This is a genomic window from Syntrophus buswellii, from assembly GCF_046097065.1.
Lineage (GTDB): Bacteria > Desulfobacterota > Syntrophia > Syntrophales > Syntrophaceae > Syntrophus > Syntrophus buswellii.
On record NZ_CP175563.1, the window covers coordinates 68,404 to 85,997 of the forward strand.

Below are 17,594 nucleotides of genomic sequence, written 5' to 3' on the forward strand. Positions count from 1 at the left end.
GCCGTCCGATGCGATCAGGAGAAGATGGCGGATGTATGATAAAAATCACCTTCGGAAGTCATCGACTTGACGACTGAACATTCTCTCTCCGGGTGGAAGGGAGAGAAAGAATGACGCTGTACGTCAATAAATCATGTCCTTGTCTGTTTTGTGCCGAGATGATGGCGGCGCTCGTCAGGGGGCCGGATCGGCTTGAAGCGCAGGCCGCCCGTGCAGGGAAGGGAGATTTAACGGGTGTTGAACGTGAACCGTTCGGAAGGGATGATCCCGGCGGTATCGTCCCTCGAGGAAAGAGCGGAGCTGCTGGAGCGCAGCCAATGGATGCCGGAACTGAGCTGGCGGCAGGTGGAAAATTTAGCCCGCTATCTCCAGGGAGCCAGAACGGTCAGGGGCGGCACGATTATTCATGAAGGCTCCCGGGAGGCGTTCATGTGTATCCTGGCGGAGGGGCGGGTTCACATCATCAAGGAGGATGTGGAAGGAAGGGAGAAGCTGCTGTCTGTCATAACGAGGGGTCAGACCTTCGGCGAAATGTCCCTCTTTGACGGGGAGCCGCGCTCCGCTTCGGTGAAGGCTGCCGAAGATACGACCGTGCTGGTCCTGACCCGGGCGAATCTTCACCGGCTTATGGAAGAGGCCCCCATCCTCGGGGCAAAAATCCTGTACAAGCTGGGCCGCCTGATGAGCCAGAGGCTGCGTATGACCAGCGGGAAACTGGTGGACCACCTGTGACGGGAAGCGGCATTTTTCCTCCACAGGCCCGGAATGGCGGAATGTTTAGCCGCCCCGTTTCGAGCGTTCAGTTCCCGGCGGGAAACGCAGGCGAAATATGTTCCAGTGCGGCCTGGAGTTTCTCCAGGGGAAAGGGTTTTCTGAAATAGATGTCTGCACCGGCTTCCTGGAACTTTTGCACCTCCAGGCAGCCGGTGATCCCGATAATGTACATGTGGGGATATCGGAAACAAATCTGTTTGCACAACTCAAAACCGGTCATTCCGGGCATCTGAGCATCAGTTATGACAACATCGTAAGGACTCTGCTGCAGCATTTTCAGAGCTTGCATGCCGTTGTTCGCCTTGGCGGCGGAATAGCCCCAGAGGGAGACGCTGGATTCCAGCAGATCGACTATTTCCATGTCATCGTCAACGATTAGTATGTTCATGTTCCGTCCTTTTTTACGTGGATTTGTTCCGGCTCTGATGCCTTGGGAACCCTTTGCGTCCAGGATGGGATTCTTCTGCAACGTTCTCCCGTTGAGATGACTTCTTAGAATGATGCTGAAAAATTTCCTATCAAGGAAAAGCTTATTTTAGAGGATTTATGTCCTTATTTTTTTCTAAGGGAATGGATGAGAAAAGAGACATTGGAGGAACTTGTCCGCTTTAAGTTTCCTGCTATCCTTAATCGCCGCCCTGAGCCTGGCAACGTCCGACGCCTTGACCAAGCGATTTTTCAGTGACCGGCCCGCCTATGAAATGGGGCTGATCCGCCTGGCCTACACGCTTCCCTGGCTGATCGGCGCGTCGTTCTTCATTTCACCCGCCCGGACGGATGCCGTTTTCTGGGCCTGTGTCCTGGCGGGCCTGCCCCTGGAGGTGCTCGCCTTCCTGTGCTACATGAAGGCCCTGAAAGTGTCCCCCCTCTCCCTCTCGGTGCCTTTCCTGGCCTTTACGCCCGGCTTCATCCTCGTCACCGGCTGGTTTCTTCTCGGGGAAACCGTCCGGATGGGCGGGTTGGCCGGAATCCTTATGATCATCGCCGGTTCGTACTGCCTCAACATATCTTCCTTCAAGCTGGGGGCTTTGCAGCCCGTGCTCGCCGTTTTCCGGGAGCCCGGCTCCCGGCTGATGCTGCTGGTTTCCTTCATCTATGCCTTTACGGCCACCCTGGGGAAGCTGGCCGTTCTGCACTCAAGCCCGAGCTACTTCGGCATTGTTTATTATCTGATCCTCACGGCGCTGATGTTGGCGGGCCTGGCCTTCACGGGGAAGAGGCCGGACAGGATCCTGAGAACGCGGAATCCTGGAATGGCACTGGTTCTTGGCGGAATGGTGGCCGTGACGATCTTCAGCCACATGCTGGCTATTTCGTTGACCCAGGCGGCTTACATGATCGCGCTGAAGAGGACCAGCCTCCTGTTCGGCGTGCTGTACGGAGCCTGGTGGTTTCGGGAAGAAAAGATCGGGGAAAGGATGACGGGAGCCACGCTCATGGTGACGGGAGCCCTCCTGATCGGTCTGACCGGTTAGCCGAGGAGCGTGTCCCGGGGGCTGAGGGCATCGTCATTGCCGGTTTCGGATGAATATGCGTCCAGGATGGTTGCATAGAACTCCGTCATCCTGGAGGCGCACAGCCGGCTGCAGAAGGCGGGCGCCGTTTGAAGGGCGGCCTGCCGCCAGCGTCAGAACGGATCGGGCGACCCCTCCGATCTGCGGGATGGATATATTCGTGAACATGCAGACTTTCACCGTCACAGATCGTAGAGCGTTTCATCCACCCTGGGCTGAGCGCGCCGGCTGGTTCCCCTGGTCGTTTTCTGCGCGAGGGTGAACGGATCTTCCGAATCCAGGAGGTCAGCCATTTCCTGTTCGATCTGTTCCGGATCTTCACCCCGCTCCATCCGGCTCAGGGCTTCTTCCATGCCGTCTCCCAGCTGAAGGCCCGTCAGGTCGGACAGCTTCCGCATCAGGCGGACCGCCTGGCGGGGATCCTCCTCATCGATTCCGTCCATCTCGCCGGCCAGCATGTTCATCGCCTTTTCCATCCGGCTTTCGTCGATGGGGGGCATATCGTCTTCCGACGGCTCCTCGCGGCCGCGTGTTATTCTGGCAAACACCGACATCTGGCGCGTCAGGGGAACCGTTTTGCAGGTGGGACAGCTGGGAATCGTTTCCGTGTCGACCCTTCGAGAAAAAAAATTGTAAACCGTGTTGCACTGCGGGCAGTAGAATTCGTAAATCGGCATGACTTCTCCTCGCATCATCGAAATGTGTGGGGATATTTTAGTGCTTGGATGTGAAAAATCAAGTTCATCGAACACCGTCGGACCGCAAAAGCCGGTCGCCCGCGGCAGGAAAGCCTTGAAGGTCCCGCCTTTTCCAGGCATGGGCGGATCGTTTTCCGGTTCACGGCTGCCGGGGCATCAGGCGGGTGATCCGTTCCAGAAGCGGCGGGTGGGAATAGTGAAACGCAACGTACAGGGGATGAGGAAAGAGATTGGACAGGTTGTCCCTGGCCAGGCGCTTCAGGGCCGAAACCATGGGGGCTGATGTGCCCAGGATGGCCCGGCTGAAGTCGTCCGCTTCCCGCTCGAACCGGCGGAGCACCGCGGCGGCAAGGGGGCTTAGAAAAAAGAACAGGGGGCCCGTCAGGATTCCGATGAGCAGAAGCCCGGCGTACGTCACGGGCTGCGGAAAGCCGAAGGTGGCATAGAGCAGGGGCCAGTCCAGCAGGAGGGAGAACAGGTAGAACATCCCCAGCGAGGCGGCTTCCATGAAGATCAGCTGCTTGAGGATGTGCCGTTTTTTCCAGTGCCCGATTTCATGAGCCAGGACGGACAGAATTTCCTGCTGCGTGGAAGAAGCGAGAAGGGTGTCGTACAGGACGATCCGCCGGGTTTTTCCCAGGCCGGTGAAATACGCGTTGGTGTGGCGGCTCCGCTTGCCTTCATCAACCTGATAAATTCCCGATATCTCGAGCCCGGCCCGATTCGCCAGATCCATCACGGCCTCTTTCAAATCCGTATCCTGGATCGGTTCGTAGCGGTTGAACAGGGGGGCGATCACCACCGGATAAAGCCATAACATGAGCAGCTGAAAGGACGCGAACACAAGCCAGGACCAGATCCACCAGGATTTCTCGGCGTAGTGGAGCAGCGACAGGAAGGCTCCCCCCAGCAGGCCCATGAGGATCGTGGAAATGGCGAAGTTTTTCAGGAGGTCTGCCAGCCATAGCCGGAAGGTCATGGTGGTGAATCCGTAGTGCTTTTCGATCCCGAAGATTCGGTAGAGGTCGAAGGGGAGGCCGAACATGCCGCCGGCCAGCGCCAGGGTGCTGAAGAAGACAAGGCCTGACAGGACAAAGGGAAGCTGCATGCCGGCAAGGGCGCCGGTCAGCCAGGGCAGAACGCCGCAGAAGAGAACGGCCAGCGTCAACAGGTCGCCGGCGATTTCCTCCAACGTGGCCAATCGGGATGACTCCACCGTATAATCCGTCATCCGGGAAAGGGTGCCCTCATCGATTTCGCCGTGAAGCATTTCCGGGACGCGCCGTCCATGGCGCTGCAGATGGCGGATATTCAAGAGGGTTAATCCCTCTCTCAGCAAAACACGGAGAAGAAACACGATCAGGAAAGCCGCCAGCAAGGCGTTAAACTGCACCATCGGTCCCCCAACACCCCTCTATTTTTTCGTTCCGCCCTGTGTGGCGGTCAACAGCAGGTTTTCGTCATGCTCGACCGGCGCATCGGCTCCCGCGCCGGTTCTCTTCAAGCCTGGCGCCTTAGATACCACCTTTGAATCCGAATTGGAATAAACATTGAGCAGCCCACTGCCGTCCCTGCAGCCGGCCCATCGTTCACGCGCGGGAGATGCAAAATTAGATATTGAATGTTGTCGGATTTGGTGACATGATCACTCGTTGAAAAATGATATCCCAATAAACCTCAAAGAAAGTGAAACGATAGCTGCCAAGGATGCCTATGGAACCCAACCTGGAAAATTCTGAACCCGAATTCACAGAGTCAAAAGAGAGTAACTTGAATCCCGACCGGGAAGAGCCGGTCCTGGAGCCGGCCGACACCCTGGCGGAGGTCCGTCTCGAAGAATTGTCTCCGACCATGCAGGCCGCCGCAGCCAACGCCGGCTGGACTTCACTGATGGAGGTCCAGGCAAAGGCGATGCCCTACATCCTGGCCGGACGGGATCTCATGATCCAGTCCAAAACAGGCAGCGGCAAAACGGGCGCCTATCTCCTGCCCATCCTGGAGCGTATCAACCCCCGGGATGCCTTCTGCCAGGCCCTGATCCTCGTTCCGACGCGGGAGCTGGCCCTTCAGGTTTCAAAAGAGGCCCTTCTGCTGAGCGGGAATTCGGGAATCCGGACCGCCGTAGCTTACGGGGGCGTGGGGTATACTCTCCAACTGGAAGCTTTCCGGGGAGGGGCGCAACTCGTTATTGGAACGCCGGGAAGGATCCTGGACCACCTGATGAGGGGCTCGTTGTCCCTTAAGAGGCTGTCGATTCTCGTCTTCGATGAGGCGGACCGCATGCTTTCCATGGGGTTCTACCCGGACATGAGGCGGATTCAGGAATTCATCCCCCGAAAGATCAACGGTTACCTGCTTTCGGCCACCTTTCCCGCGCACGTCCTTCGCCTGGCGGGTGAATTCCTGAGGAAGCCGGAGCTGCTGAGCTTAAGCCGGGATTCGGTTCATGTGACGGAGACGGAGCATATTTACTATGTGGTTCCCGGTATGGGCAAGGAGCGCTCCCTGGTGCGGATTATCGAGGCGGAAAATCCCGTCTCCGCCATCATCTTCTGCAACACCAAGTCCACGGTCCATTTTGTGAGCGTCGTACTGAAGCGGTTCGGCTATGATGCCGATGAGCTGAGTTCCGAGTTGACCCAGAAAGCCCGCGAAAAAGTGATGGCGAGGATTAAAAACGGGCTTCTCCGGTTTCTGGTGGCTACGGATGTAGCCGCACGGGGCATCGATATCCCCGATCTGTCCCATGTCATTCAGTATGAGCCCCCTGAGGATCCCGAAGCCTACATTCACCGCGCCGGCCGCACAGGCCGCAAAGGCGCCAGCGGTACGGCCATTTCTCTTGTCGCGGAAATGGAGCAGTTCCGGTTGCGGGACATCGCGAAGTCCTTCAGCATTAACCTGCAGCAGAGGACTCTGCCCGCAGACGAGGAAGTGGAGGGCATCGTTTCCCAGCGTGTGGCCGCCCTGCTGGAGGCCAAGCTGAGAATGCGGGACTGCCTTCAGGTTGAACACATGCAGCGCTTTCTTCCCCTGGTTAAAACTCTGCTGCAGAACGAGGATGAGATGGCCCTGATCGCCATGCTTGTGGACGATTTTTACCAGGCCACCCTGAACACGCCGCCCCCCCAGCCTCCGGAACTGACCGCCGCGGAGGAATCCGAGCAGATCGACACGCCGCCCGTCCCGACTTCCGGCGAACAAAAGAAGCGGCGTCGGCGCAAGCCGTCCCGAAGTTCTTTCCGGAAGCCTCCGGAAGGGGGAGAATCGCCCGAACCCGCTGAAAAGGGCTGATCCTGACGGGCCTTCGGGGCTCCACCAGCATCTCGGGCAACCGGCAAATCCCCGAGCAGGTTGCCTCCTGCGGCACGGTTTGAAGCAGCGCCTGACCGTCCGCGCGGGGGCGTTCCCTCCTTTCCCCTCAAGCCCTTCCGCAACCGGTTTCTCTTTGCGGAGGGGTGGCCTGTGCCGTAGTATGTGAAAATCCTCACCGAAACGCCTTCTTCCCGGAGCCAGGGGCACGGAAGCTGCAGTTCAGGGAGAAATACCGGATTCCGGACGAGTACTTCCAACCCCTGACCAGGGCGCACTCTGCGCCGTCTTTCTTGTCGGCACCACCCATCGATCCGTTGCGAGGTTGCAGGAATCTCGTTTTGAATTGCGGCTCACGATGAAGGCAACAAGCGGGATTTTTATTTTACAGGCCGGGGAAAAAACGCTATGAAAAGAGGAAATTCCGGCGGCAGCAGGAGGCTGCGCTCTTTAGCCGCCGTGTCCGGCAGGAAGTCGGTTGACCTGTACGGCGCATGGATGCGGAATGGGAGTCTGGCGATTTTCGAGGTGACACGATGAGTGCTCTGCAGAATATTCTTTCCCGGCTGGTCGAGACCCCTCTGATTTTTGATGGGGCGATGGGAACGATGATTTATGACAAGGGTGTTTTCATTCAAACCTGCTACGACGAATTGTGCCTGACGAGCCCCGGACTGGTCCGGGAAATCCATGAACAGTATGCGAAAGCCGGGGCGGAGGTGCTGGAAACCAATTCCTTCGGCGCCAACCGGATCAAGCTGCGTCCCTACGGGCTGGCCGAAAAGGTGGCCGAGATCAATCGGGCGGCCGTTAAGCTGGCCCGCCAGGCGGCCGGACCGGACTTGTATGTGGCCGGTTCCGTCGGGCCTTGTACCCAGGGCGGCCAGGTGATCGCCGGGGGCGAGATTGCGGAAGTCGAAGCCGCCTTCCGGGAGCAGGTGAAAGCCCTGGCCGGGGAAGGCGTCGATCTTGTGATTCTGGAAACCTTTTCGGATTTGAAGGAACTGCAGCTGGCCGCCCGGATTGCCCGGGAGGAGGGGGTGCCGGTCCTGGCCTCCTTTGCCGTCGACGAAGAAGGCGAAACGGCTGCCGGAACGCCGGCGGAAAAGCTGGCCGCCGCTCTTGAAGCCGATCCCCATGTGGATGCCATCGGCCTGAACTGCGGCACCGGCCCGGCGGGAATGTACGAAGCCCTGCTGAAGATCCTGCCCGTGGTGAGCAAACCGGTGGTTGTGATGCCCAATGCCGGAATGCCGAGGACCGTTGGCGGCCGAACCCTTTATCTGGCCAATCCCGAATATTTTACCGAATACGCCAAGAAGTTCATCGAACTGGGCGTCCGCGGGATCGGCGGCTGCTGCGGCTCCACTCCGGAGCATATCGCCACTGCGGCCCGCGCCGTCCGCGGTCTCAGCGGTGTTCGGAAGCACATTGAAGTCGTCTCCCGCCGGCCCGCTCCGGCACAGCAGAACATCATCCCCACAGCGGAGAAATCGCGACTGGCGGCAAAGATGTTTTCCGGCCGGAAGGTGACGTCCGTGGAGATTCTTCCCCCCCGGGCCAGCGACTTCAGCAACATGCTTGCCAAGGTCCGCCGTTGCCATGAAGCCGGCATCGACGCCATCAATATCCCCGATGGCCCCCGGGCCAGCGCCCGGGTATCGCCCATGATTACGGCCCTGGTCATCCTCAAGGAGGTGGGAATTGAACCGGTGGTTCATTACTGCTGCCGCGACCGGAATCTCATCGGCATGCAGAGCGATCTGCTCGGCGGATACGCCGTCGGTCTGACCAACTACCTCATCATCACCGGGGATCCTCCGAAGCTGGGAAATTGCCCGGAGGCGACGGGCGTCTTCGATGTGGATGCCATCGGCCTCACAAAAGTGGTTTCCAATCTGAATGCCGGATGGGATATCGGGGGCAGCCCCGTGGACCCGCCCACGGGCATCCTGATCGGCGTGGGCGCGAACCCCTGCGCCGTGGATCTGGAGCGGGAAATAGACCGGTACTTCCAGAAGATCGAGGCCGGTGCCGAATTCGCCATCACCCAGCCCGTCTTTGATGCGGAAGCCCTGCTGCGCTTTCTGGACCGTGTCGAACGATACGCGAAGCGGATACCCGTTCTGGCCGGAGTGTGGCCGCTCCTGAGTTATCGGAATGCGGAATTTATGAACAATGAAGTTCCCGGCGTCGTGGTGCCGCAGGAGATCCTCCGCCGCATGGCCGGATGCGGGTCCGGGGATGAAAGCCGGCACGCGGGAATCGAGATCGCCAGGACCATCTGTGCGGAAATCCATGACCGGGTTGCCGGTTTTCAGGTGTCCGCCCCCCTGAACAATGTCGAAATCGCCCTGGCCGTATTGGGGAAAAGCGAAGGTTAAGGGGCGGAAGGGAAAACTTTTTTTGTATGGAAATAATTTTTTGACACTGATATGAGAAAGGGGAATCATCCAAACGAATTAAAGAGTTAATGGATCAGGGTTCCCAGGGGTATAACGACTGAATAGGACCAGAGTGAAAGCGAAATGATTGTTCGATGCTGGGGGGCAAGGGGGTCCATTCCCGTTTCCGGGAAAGAATATCTGAAGTATGGAGGCGATACAACCTGTATCGAAATTCGGACGCAGCAGGGAGAGGTTATCATCGTCGATGCCGGCTCCGGGATCCGGGGGCTTGGGAACCTCCTGCTCAAAGAGCGCCGCTTCGACTACACCCTGATCTTTACACATGCCCACTGGGATCATCTGATCGGATTTCCCTTCTTCAAGCCGATCTACCACCCGGGAACGCGCATGACGCTCATCGGTTGCCCCTTTGTCCAGATTTCCGCCCGGGAGATGATCTCGCGCATCATGGCGCCGCCGAACTTTCCCCTCACCCTTGGAGACGTCTGCGCCAATCTGGCTTTCCGGCCGGCCTGCGTTGAACCCTTTGACATAGGTTCCATGCGGATAACGCCCGTTCCCCTGAGCCACCCCGACGGCGGCGGCGGCTATCGTTTTGAGGAGGCCGGCAAAAGTTGCGTGTTATTGACAGACAATGAATTGACCCACCGCCATCCCGGCGGGCTTCTTTATGAAGATTATCGCCAGTTTGCCGAAGGGGCGGATTTGCTCATCCATGATGCGGAATATACCGAGGCGGACTATCTGAAAAAAAAGGCATGGGGCCACACCGTATATAGGGACGCTCTGCGCCTGGCTCTGGATGCGGGTGTGAAGAAACTGGGATTGTTCCACCACAACCAGGAGCGGACGGATTCGGAGCTGGATTCCATCGTGGAAGACTGCCGCAAGGCCATCCTGCTTGGCGGGCATCGGCTGGACTGCTTTGCTCTCGAACAGGAAATGGAGATTTCCCTGTAGAATAAACGGAATGCGGCACCGGGAGTCGATCATCAAGCCGCTTATTCACAAGCGCAATGGCAGCGGCCGCAGGGATATGTCGGAGCGTTCGAAAGAACAGGAGGTTGAAAATGCCGCAGATATTGATTGTAGAAGATGATGATGAACTCCGGACCGTTTTGAAAGAGGTCCTGGAGCAGGAAGGATATGGGGTGTGTGAAGCGTCGGACGGCAGGGCCGCCATGGAAATGCAGCGCCTGACAGGGGCCGATCTCGTCATTACGGACCTGATCATGCCGGAAATGGATGGAATAGAAACCATCATGGCCCTGCGGAAGGGATTCCCCTGGGTAAAAATTATCGCCATGTCCGGCGGACACCGCGCCGGTCCGAGGGCCTTTCTCAACCTGGCCAAGGCGCTGGGTGCGCATCGGACGCTTCACAAACCGTTTGTTTTCCAGGATATGCTGGAAGCGGTTGATGAACTTCTGGAGGAAACGTCCTGGGACAGTCCGAAAGGCCGCGTTTTGTCCTGAGGAATCCGCAGGCGGCAACCTGCGGACAACCTGCCGGGAAAGCGAAAGGAGCTGGGAAGTTTCATGCGCAGAGTGCCTTCGGAAAAGCTGGAGCCGGGGATGATCCTGGCCAGGCCGATCCTGATGAAAAACGGAATGGTCCTGTTCGGAGAGGGGACGGAATTGACGGACGGCTATATCGAGCGGATTCGAAACATGGCCGTTGAATCCATCCAGGTCGAAGGCAGCGCCCCCTTGACCGAACCGTGGGAAAAATTGATGGAGGAACTGGAGGCGAGATTCCGTCCCGTGGAGCAGCAACCCTACATGAAGCTGTTGAAGAAGCTGGTGGAAGAGCAGATCACCGAGCATTACCAATCATGAGGACCTGCTGACGGAATCCCGGGGATAAGGCCATTTCATGGATATCAGGATATTGCGCCAGAAGATTGAAAAGATCGAAATGCTGCCCACCGTTCCCGACGTGATCAAACGCCTGGCCGTGATCATCGGGAATCCAAAGATTTCGCTCAGCGAAATCAGCAGCTTTATATCCAGTGACCCGGTCCTTACCAGCAGAATCCTGAAAATGGTCAATTCCGCCATTTTCGGGTTTCCGGGAAGGATTTCCTCCGTCACGCACGCGGTGACGCTGCTGGGCTTCAATGTGATCAAGGGGCTGCTGATGGGGGTCACGGTTCTGGATCTCATGGAAACGACCATGATCGGCCTCCGGGAGCATTCCATCGGCTGCGCTGCCGCGGCGCGGACCATCGCGGCCAGGAAGGGGCTGAAGAACACGGAGGATGTGTCCGTGGCCGGATTGCTTCATGACCTCGGCAAGGTGATCCTCCTGCTGCAATTTCCCCAGGATTACGGGATGGTCCTGAAGACGGCGGAACGGAAAGGGATGCTGGTCTACGACGCTGAACAGGAGCATTTTTCGGAATCGCATGCGACAGTGGGTCTGTGGCTTGCCGAAAAATGGCAGTTTCCGAAGCATCTGACGGATGTCATTGCCTTCCATCACAAGCCCGGCCTGGCAAAGGACGCCCCCATGGAGACCGCCATCGTCCATCTGGCGGACATCCTGACCCGGGGCATGGGCTTCGGTTATGCCGGCGACGCCCTGGTTCCGGCGGTTTCCCCCGCTGCCTTCGAGCAGCTCAATCTCAGCGAAGAGGATATCCGGGATGTTCTGCGAACCATTGATTCCATGAAGGGAATGGGGGATGACCTGGGATGGTGAGCAGAAAAACCATCGTATTGATCGGCGGAAATCCGGATACGTTCATCCTTCTGGAGCGCGAACTGTGCGCCTCTTATTCCGTTGTTTTCTTCAAGGGGATTCAGCAGGCCCTGGATTTTCTTTACACAAACGTGCCGGATCTGGTGTTGATCGAATGGCAGGAGAATGATGAGGCGACGGCCGATGTCCTTCGGACGTTCAAGGCTGAACCTCTTTTCCGACAGCTTCCCTTTCTTGCGATTCTGGGTGAACCAAACTCAGTCCTGAATTGGGATATCCTGCCCGTTGAGGATTATCTCCGCAGAAAGGATCTCGAAGCGGAGGTGCTCAACCGCGTTGAACTCTGCATCCTGCGATCCGAACGGCTGCTGGAGATCAATCCTCTCACCCGGCTGCCGGGAAATATCTCCATCAACCGTGAAATCCAGTCGCGCCTGGACCGGGGTGAGGAGTTTGACCTGGCCTATGCCGATCTGGATCACTTCAAGCCCTTCAACGACAAGTACGGTTTCAGCCGGGGCGACGAGGTCCTCCGCGTCATGGGGCGTCTCATCCTGAGCATTGTTCAAAGCCGGCAGCCCCGGGGCAGCTATATCGGGCATATCGGAGGCGATGATTTCATTTTTATCATGGATGTGGGCCTTGCGGAAGCCGTTTCGAAAGCCATTGTCGAAGCCTTCGATCAGATTATTCCGACCTTTTATGATCCCGATGACCGGGGACGGGGTTATATCGAATCCGTGGATCGGCAGGGGCAGATAAGGCATTTTCCCCTGATGACCGTCTCCATCGGAGGGGTGACCCATCGCCGCGCCCATGGGCTGTCGCACTATGGGGAGCTGACCGAGGCGGTCTCCCAGATGAAGTGCTACGCCAAATCACAGTCCGGCAGCTGCTTCCGCTCGGACCAGCGTGCACCCGTCCCTTCAGGTTCCCATGGTCCCCTGTCCTCCAAGATTTCCCTGCCCTGAAATTAGTGCATCCGGCATGAGCATACGTTCAAAAAATCGCTTTCCTTCCGAAGCCATTCCCTTTGGCTTGTGCGCCGGCCCTGAAGATTTCTAAAATCAAAGCGTTTCAGCAGATATTCGGGACATTTGATGGAATACCGGTTGAAAGTGGCACTATTGGCATGCCGGTCTTTCTAGAGACCCGCCTTGCTGTAGTCCTTCCTTGTTTTTCTCTTTTGCTTTCTTGTTTGAATGCAAGACTTCAAATACAAAGTCGGAGTCAGCTTTTTCCAAACGGATGATTGAATTCCAGTGAAATTTGCAACTCCTTAAGTGATTATCAACCAGAAGTTTATCAAGGAATACATATCGAGATTTACAGTTTGTTTGTAATATCTTTTTCGTCTGGCGCCTGATCATCCAGAATCGGTGCTTCCAGCAGATGGCTTGGCAGAAAATATCTGTTCGCGATTAAAGTGGGAATCACGGCACTGGCGATGACTGCCCCGACGATAAATGAATATTGTTCCTTGGTGATGATGTCGTGAGTTAAGCCGTACAGAGCGGAGATGGTTCCGAATGTCAGCCCGGTGGACATCAACAACGTGTAGTACCATTTTTCCTTGGTGTCCTCCCGGAAACGATGGATGGCCGGATACAGGCCAAATATCTTCGTAACAACTTTGCTTCCGAAAAGCGCCAGAAAGATACTGGGCATAGCGATCAACGCCGGTATGGATACCAGGGCGCCGGCTCTAAGAAAATAGAGAGGGGTTAGAAAGCCGATCGTCAGTGTCCTGAGTCTCCTGACAAAATGACCGTCTTCTTCCATGGTTTTCGCCAAGATCATCCCAAAGACATAGGCGGGCAGCACGGGTTCGCTGCCAGACCACAAAGCCAGGACCCCCATGGACAGCAAGATGAATAAAACCCACTTGGCTCGAATGGCGGCAGTCTTATAGGCGAATCGTTTGACGATGAAATCCGTCATCGGGCGTAGGGTAAAAATCAACAGGATCGTTACAGCAATGAATAGGATCGTTCTATAGGTAAAAGGCGCAAATATCAACCCCAGGGCGATGACTGTCCCCAGGTCATTGACGAAGCAGGCTCCCAGGATGCCCTTGCCGAAATCGGTTTTATTGAATCCGTATTCGAGCATAACGGCGTAGACGACAGCCATGGAGGTCGTCGATAAAGCGATGCCGCACAGCAAACTCGCTTCTAACCCCCACCCCATGAGGTAGTATGAAATCAGAAAACAGCCGATGAAGGGGGAGGAGAATCCAATCAATCCGATGATGGACACTTCCTTGATCTTGGATTTCATGACGTCAGGATTCAATTCCGCCCCGGCGAGAAATGTCAGCAACATGGCACCGGTTCCCGTGCAGAACTTCATCCAGTCTGCATTCAGATCAAGTTTGTCGAAGCAATCAAGATGAAAAGCCGCGAAACCGATGAGGGACCCGACGATGATTTCCATCAGGGCGATGGAGATTTTCAGGCGGTTGGCTAAAACGGTGGACAAGACGGCGGCAAAAAACCAGAATGCCGCGACGAGATAAATCGTTTCCATGCAGTGACTCCTTATTAAGAATTTTGCAGGAGTCATCAGCAATAAAAGCGGTTATAAGGTGAACCCCATCACCTGTTCAATAGAAGTGAAATCAAACAACGCGCGCCATTATGCAAACCCGAGTGTTTTTGTCAAGAGTAGATATCATGATCATCAATCGAGTCGCTCGCTATTATGAAGAGATGTAAGGAAGGGCCGTTAAGGATCCGCTACCAGTAACCCCGTGCCATGCAATTACTGATGAATGTCAAGGTATGCCGTGATTCTGCGGTGAAATAGGCATATAGCTGCTTGCCTACATCGGGATAAAGGGCAAGGTCGGGTAATTTCTTCACGGAAACCCAGGCCACATCCAGGGAACAGGTGGCTTCCTGTTGCACCCGTCGAATACCGTGGATTTCGGTAACCTCAAAAACGATGTGCAGTGTCCGTGGGTATTGTTTTCCAGCAGGGGCTTCTCCGATCAGGATGACGTCGCCAACGGCGACGTTTATCCCAGTCATAGGAGCCATCTTCATGCTGCATCTTCTGCGGGTACGCCGCCGTCTTTGAATCTTCCCGCGGAGCGCCGAGCCCGTTCAGGATGGATAAGGCAAAAAACGTGTCCGAACCGTTGGGTTCCTCCAGTTTGTAAAAACAGTACCCCCCCTCGTGACACCGTCGGTCCAGCACGTAATCCAATATTTTCTGTTGCATATAGATTACCATTCTTAGGCATTCAGCTGAAGATTTGCCAAGGCAATCAAAAGGTTGTTGATCCGTCCGGTATGAGTGGATCCCATAACCAGCGGTCCCTTTATAACCCGCGTTGAAAAGGATTTCCAAGGAGAGCCGCTTTGCCCAGCTCGGCTTCAATTTCCAACAGTCGGTTATATTTGGCGATGCGTTCGCTGCGGCAGGCGGAACCGGTCTTGATCTGTGCCCCTCCCATAGCTACCGTGAAATCGGCAATAATGGCGTCTTCCGTTTCACCGGAACGATGGGAAACGACATATGCCCAACCAGCCTTACGACAGAGATTGATCGCTTCGATGGTTTCCGTTACGGTGCCGATCTGGTTGAGCTTGATCAGGACGGCATTGGCTGTTTTCTCCTGAATGCCGCGGGCAATGTATTGGGTGTTGGTTACGAAAATATCGTCCCCGACAATCTGAATCTGATCCCCCTGTTCCGCCGTTTGCCTGCTGAAACCCTCCCAGTCGTTCTCGGCAAGGCCGTCTTCAATCGAGACAATGGGATATTTCTTGATCTAGTCTTTATAGATCGCAATCATCTCCTCGCTGTTTTTTGTCCCCTAGTTTGATTTTGTCAGGCAATAGGCGCCGTCCCCGAAAAAAGAACTGGCGGCAGGATCCAGGGCAATGGCAACATCCTGACCAGGCATGAAACCAGCCGCTTCAATGGCCTGAAGAATCAGCTCGCATGCCTCTTCGTTGCTCTTCAGGTTTGGGGCAAATCCGCCTTCATCGCCCACGCTCGTGGCATATCCCTTTTTCCCCAGGATGTCCTTCAGGGCGTGAAAGGTCTGGGCGCCTTACCGTAAGGCCTCGGCAAATGGTGTCTGGTGGGTCTTGCAGGCTTCATGGAAGGCCGTCCCACCCTTTTCTCCTAAGATTCCAGGCGCTCCGACGCCTCCTTGAGTTCCTCCGTGATCCGTCGAATTTCCTCGCTCTGGCCTCCTGTTTTTGAAAGAAGGGCATCGATGGTTGCCAGTTCATCCCGCACGTAACCGACAGCCTGTTCCTTCATGGAATCAATGGCGGCATTGATTCGTTTTTCCCACTGGTATGCCAGGCGGGAGAGATTCATCTCCACCTCCCGCGGAAGGCACCGGACAAAGTGCCGTTCAAAGGCTTTGCGAAATAAAAACATGGGAATAAGAAACCAGATCAGATCGAGATGAATGTCAAAGGATTTCGTGGCGATAATATCGGGATGCTCCGGTTCCGCCACGTCGATGCTCCAGTCCACCTCAGCCAGGCGGATGCCCAGCACCTTCTGGATGTTCTCATCAAGGAACCTCCGGAAAGCGGCCAGGGAACGGGAAAAACTCGCGTGGGATTTCTTCAGGGTTCCAAAAAAATGTGGAGACTCGGATCGTGAGATTTTCCACATTTCTTCCGTCATGACTTCCGACGTCCACGCTTCAAAGTGCCGCGACAGTTGCCAGAGATTCCCCTTCCAGGAGGGGATGTCTTTTTCCAGTCTGGCCACGGCCTTCTCTAAAATCGGTGCGTAAAACCGGTCCAGGTAGGCCTTGAGCATGGGGCGGGTCTGCAGTGCGTTTTCACGGGCGATAAGTCCAAGCTCCTCCCGCATGAGTTCCTCGTTGACCTGTTCATTGAGGATCTGGGCCCGCAGTCCCTCCCGATCCGAATCGGCCTGAAGAGCCGTCTGCAGGGCGATGTCCAGGTAGCCCAGGATGCTTCGCAGAAGGGACTTGGTCTTGTGCCGGAGGATCCGCTGGAATTCGCTGTCCCGGTTGCTCGACAGGCTCTGTAGTATTTCCCGCTCAATTCGCTGCTTATGATGTTCCGTATCGACTTGCGTGGAATAGAGGTAAAGGGGAAAATCCCGATTTAGTTCCCGCTGAAGGGTCTGGTGGAAAAAGGCGATCACTTCGTCCTGCTGCTCCGTCGAGAGCAGGTCCGTCTTGGTCAGCAACAGCAGGATGTTGGGGGTGTACTGGGTCAGCTCCCGAATCAGCTCCAGGTCGTTTTCCGACAGGGGCCGGTCGGAACTGACGGCCATCAGGGCTGCACCCACTTCGGGGAGCCAGTTTTCCGAAGTCGATTTATGGTAGGCGAAAACACTTCCCAAACCCGGGGTATCCACCAGCCGGAGACCGGCATACGGCATCAGAGAGGGAAGTTCGATGTCCACCACTTCGACATTTCGCCGATTGTTTGGATTTTTCGCTTCCGATGTATAATCGGGAAGATCTGCAAGGGCCACCTCGGTAACGGACCCGTCGAAATGGCGGACTTGTACCCGCTCCTTTTCCCCGTATTGCAAGCGGGTAATTGCCGTCGTGACCGGGATGGCGCCCACGGGAAGGACTGGTTTGCCCAGAATACTGTTGAGAAAGGAACTTTTTCCTGCCTTGAACTGACCGAGGATGGCCACGTCGATGGGCCTGTTCTGGACTAGAAGGCTTTCGGCGGCCTCCAGCGGACGATTTAGTGAGGCGATTTGAAAATGGGTGCAGACCTGCCGGAGATAATGGAGGACAGGCTCCACGGAATGAATGTGTCTGGGAAGTTCGTCGAGCATCCGATCCATAAAAAACTCCTGCGGTTATTCCACGACAGGAGTTGTCTTGATAAATAGATCGTTCCCTGTTCAAATCTCCTGTCGTGGGATGGATCACTTCATCCACGTAGGAGTCATCAGCCCTAGGGTGGGCGGTTCATTACAGGTGAACTCCATCACCAAAATTTTTTGTATCCCAGAGTCGTCGAACGTGTCAAGACGGTATTTTCCAAAGCATTACTTCTGAATGAAAATTCGAAGCTATTCTTCTCACATAGATTACTCAAAGGAGGCCTACCATTGTCCTTACCCAAAGAAATATGCTACAGATGTGCAGCCATCTTAAATCTTAACCTCAATAAATAACTGTCGAACTGGTGATGCAATGGGCGGTTCAGATTCGT

At 55.9% G+C, this 17,594-nt stretch carries 16 protein-coding genes, 1 pseudogene and 2 riboswitches; of the genes and pseudogenes, 10 read left to right on the forward strand and 7 right to left on the reverse strand.

Features of this window, described 5'->3' with window-relative positions:
* The first annotated feature begins 234 nt into the window (after positions 1-234).
* A complete protein-coding gene (locus ACJ77P_RS00265) occupies positions 235-732 on the forward strand; it encodes a cyclic nucleotide-binding domain-containing protein (protein WP_408998682.1) in 498 nt (165 codons plus the stop codon).
* Between the two features lie 67 nt (positions 733-799).
* On the opposite strand, the gene ACJ77P_RS00270 is transcribed toward ACJ77P_RS00265, so the two are convergent.
* The gene (locus tag ACJ77P_RS00270; protein ID WP_367361289.1) at positions 800-1,162 is read right to left on the reverse strand and encodes a response regulator; all 363 of its coding nucleotides are present in this window, start codon (positions 1,160-1,162) and stop codon (positions 800-802) included.
* A 211-nt stretch (positions 1,163-1,373) separates the two neighbouring features.
* On the opposite strand from ACJ77P_RS00270, the gene ACJ77P_RS00275 reads away from it, so the two are divergent.
* The gene (locus ACJ77P_RS00275; protein ID WP_367361290.1) at positions 1,374-2,249 is read left to right on the forward strand and encodes an EamA family transporter; all 876 of its coding nucleotides are present in this window, start codon (positions 1,374-1,376) and stop codon (positions 2,247-2,249) included.
* 221 nt (positions 2,250-2,470) lie between these two features.
* Here the strand turns inward: ACJ77P_RS00275 and ACJ77P_RS00280 are convergent, their stop codons facing one another.
* Both ACJ77P_RS00280 and ACJ77P_RS00285 read right to left on the reverse strand, forming a co-directional pair.
* Positions 2,471-2,965 carry a zinc ribbon domain-containing protein gene (locus ACJ77P_RS00280; protein ID WP_367361291.1) on the reverse strand — a complete coding sequence of 165 codons (495 nt, stop codon included), beginning with the start codon at positions 2,963-2,965 and terminating at the stop codon, positions 2,471-2,473.
* 160 nt (positions 2,966-3,125) lie between these two features.
* Positions 3,126-4,382 (reverse strand): M48 family metallopeptidase, encoded by a 1,257-nt coding sequence (locus tag ACJ77P_RS00285; RefSeq protein WP_408998683.1) that lies wholly within the window; start codon positions 4,380-4,382, stop codon positions 3,126-3,128.
* A 317-nt stretch (positions 4,383-4,699) separates the two neighbouring features.
* On the opposite strand from ACJ77P_RS00285, the gene ACJ77P_RS00290 reads away from it, so the two are divergent.
* The 8 genes from ACJ77P_RS00290 to ACJ77P_RS00325 all read left to right on the forward strand — a co-directional run bounded on the left by ACJ77P_RS00290 (position 4,700) and on the right by ACJ77P_RS00325 (position 12,380).
* Positions 4,700-6,280: a DEAD/DEAH box helicase gene (locus ACJ77P_RS00290; RefSeq protein ID WP_408998684.1), complete on the forward strand. Its 1,581-nt coding sequence runs from the start codon at positions 4,700-4,702 to the stop codon at positions 6,278-6,280.
* A 426-nt stretch (positions 6,281-6,706) separates the two neighbouring features.
* Complete coding sequence (locus tag ACJ77P_RS00295) at positions 6,707-6,838, forward strand: hypothetical protein (RefSeq protein ID WP_408998685.1); 132 nt, start codon at positions 6,707-6,709, stop codon at positions 6,836-6,838.
* Positions 6,835-8,682: a bifunctional homocysteine S-methyltransferase/methylenetetrahydrofolate reductase gene (locus tag ACJ77P_RS00300; RefSeq protein ID WP_408998686.1), complete on the forward strand. Its 1,848-nt coding sequence runs from the start codon at positions 6,835-6,837 to the stop codon at positions 8,680-8,682. Before ACJ77P_RS00295 ends, ACJ77P_RS00300 begins: the two co-directional genes overlap by 4 nt.
* A gap of 144 nt (positions 8,683-8,826) precedes the next feature.
* Complete coding sequence (locus tag ACJ77P_RS00305; RefSeq protein WP_367361296.1) at positions 8,827-9,666, forward strand: MBL fold metallo-hydrolase; 840 nt, start codon at positions 8,827-8,829, stop codon at positions 9,664-9,666.
* A 110-nt stretch (positions 9,667-9,776) separates the two neighbouring features.
* Positions 9,777-10,181 carry a response regulator gene (locus ACJ77P_RS00310; protein WP_367361297.1) on the forward strand — a complete coding sequence of 135 codons (405 nt, stop codon included), beginning with the start codon at positions 9,777-9,779 and terminating at the stop codon, positions 10,179-10,181.
* A 63-nt stretch (positions 10,182-10,244) separates the two neighbouring features.
* Positions 10,245-10,544: a hypothetical protein gene (locus tag ACJ77P_RS00315; RefSeq protein WP_367361298.1), complete on the forward strand. Its 300-nt coding sequence runs from the start codon at positions 10,245-10,247 to the stop codon at positions 10,542-10,544.
* Positions 10,545-10,581: 37 nt separating this feature from the next.
* Positions 10,582-11,409 (forward strand): HDOD domain-containing protein, encoded by an 828-nt coding sequence (locus tag ACJ77P_RS00320; protein WP_367361299.1) that lies wholly within the window; start codon positions 10,582-10,584, stop codon positions 11,407-11,409.
* A complete protein-coding gene (locus tag ACJ77P_RS00325; protein WP_367361300.1) occupies positions 11,403-12,380 on the forward strand; it encodes a diguanylate cyclase domain-containing protein in 978 nt (325 codons plus the stop codon). The genes ACJ77P_RS00320 and ACJ77P_RS00325 overlap by 7 nt, the downstream gene beginning before the upstream one ends.
* 355 nt (positions 12,381-12,735) lie before the next feature.
* On the opposite strand, the gene ACJ77P_RS00330 is transcribed toward ACJ77P_RS00325, so the two are convergent.
* The 4 genes and pseudogenes from ACJ77P_RS00330 to ACJ77P_RS00345 all read right to left on the reverse strand — a co-directional run bounded on the left by ACJ77P_RS00330 (position 12,736) and on the right by ACJ77P_RS00345 (position 17,220).
* Positions 12,736-13,938: a cation:proton antiporter gene (locus tag ACJ77P_RS00330; RefSeq protein WP_408998687.1), complete on the reverse strand. Its 1,203-nt coding sequence runs from the start codon at positions 13,936-13,938 to the stop codon at positions 12,736-12,738.
* A gap of 19 nt (positions 13,939-13,957) precedes the next feature.
* Positions 13,958-14,020: riboswitch (Fluoride riboswitch) on the reverse strand.
* A gap of 127 nt (positions 14,021-14,147) precedes the next feature.
* On the reverse strand, positions 14,148-14,456 hold the full coding sequence (locus tag ACJ77P_RS00335; RefSeq protein ID WP_408998688.1) for a hypothetical protein: 309 nt from the start codon (positions 14,454-14,456) through the stop codon (positions 14,148-14,150).
* A gap of 278 nt (positions 14,457-14,734) precedes the next feature.
* Positions 14,735-15,493, reverse strand: a pseudogene (locus ACJ77P_RS00340) (phosphopyruvate hydratase); the annotation flags it as partial.
* A gap of 53 nt (positions 15,494-15,546) precedes the next feature.
* Entirely contained in the window at positions 15,547-17,220 is a 1,674-nt protein-coding gene (locus ACJ77P_RS00345; protein WP_408998689.1) for a dynamin family protein, read from the reverse strand.
* A 91-nt stretch (positions 17,221-17,311) separates the two neighbouring features.
* Positions 17,312-17,380: riboswitch (Fluoride riboswitch) on the reverse strand.
* Positions 17,381-17,594 lie beyond the last annotated feature (214 nt).

Excerpts from the sequence above, each read along its gene's own strand:
- ACJ77P_RS00270 (WP_367361289.1), bottom strand. The coding sequence starts at position 1,162 with ATGAACATACTAATCGTTGACGATGACATGGAAATAGTCGATCTGCTG.
- ACJ77P_RS00280 (WP_367361291.1), bottom strand. The coding sequence starts at position 2,965 with ATGCCGATTTACGAATTCTACTGCCCGCAGTGCAACACGGTTTACAAT.
- ACJ77P_RS00285 (WP_408998683.1), bottom strand. The coding sequence starts at position 4,382 with ATGGTGCAGTTTAACGCCTTGCTGGCGGCTTTCCTGATCGTGTTTCTT.
- ACJ77P_RS00290 (WP_408998684.1), top strand. The coding sequence starts at position 4,700 with ATGGAACCCAACCTGGAAAATTCTGAACCCGAATTCACAGAGTCAAAA.
- ACJ77P_RS00295 (WP_408998685.1), top strand. The coding sequence starts at position 6,707 with ATGAAAAGAGGAAATTCCGGCGGCAGCAGGAGGCTGCGCTCTTTAGCC.
- ACJ77P_RS00300 (WP_408998686.1), top strand. The coding sequence starts at position 6,835 with ATGAGTGCTCTGCAGAATATTCTTTCCCGGCTGGTCGAGACCCCTCTG.
- ACJ77P_RS00305 (WP_367361296.1), top strand. The coding sequence starts at position 8,827 with ATGATTGTTCGATGCTGGGGGGCAAGGGGGTCCATTCCCGTTTCCGGG.
- ACJ77P_RS00310 (WP_367361297.1), top strand. The coding sequence starts at position 9,777 with ATGCCGCAGATATTGATTGTAGAAGATGATGATGAACTCCGGACCGTT.
- ACJ77P_RS00315 (WP_367361298.1), top strand. The coding sequence starts at position 10,245 with ATGCGCAGAGTGCCTTCGGAAAAGCTGGAGCCGGGGATGATCCTGGCC.
- ACJ77P_RS00320 (WP_367361299.1), top strand. The coding sequence starts at position 10,582 with ATGGATATCAGGATATTGCGCCAGAAGATTGAAAAGATCGAAATGCTG.
- ACJ77P_RS00325 (WP_367361300.1), top strand. The coding sequence starts at position 11,403 with ATGGTGAGCAGAAAAACCATCGTATTGATCGGCGGAAATCCGGATACG.
- ACJ77P_RS00330 (WP_408998687.1), bottom strand. The coding sequence starts at position 13,938 with ATGGAAACGATTTATCTCGTCGCGGCATTCTGGTTTTTTGCCGCCGTC.
- ACJ77P_RS00335 (WP_408998688.1), bottom strand. The coding sequence starts at position 14,456 with ATGAAGATGGCTCCTATGACTGGGATAAACGTCGCCGTTGGCGACGTC.
- ACJ77P_RS00345 (WP_408998689.1), bottom strand. The coding sequence starts at position 17,220 with ATGGATCGGATGCTCGACGAACTTCCCAGACACATTCATTCCGTGGAG.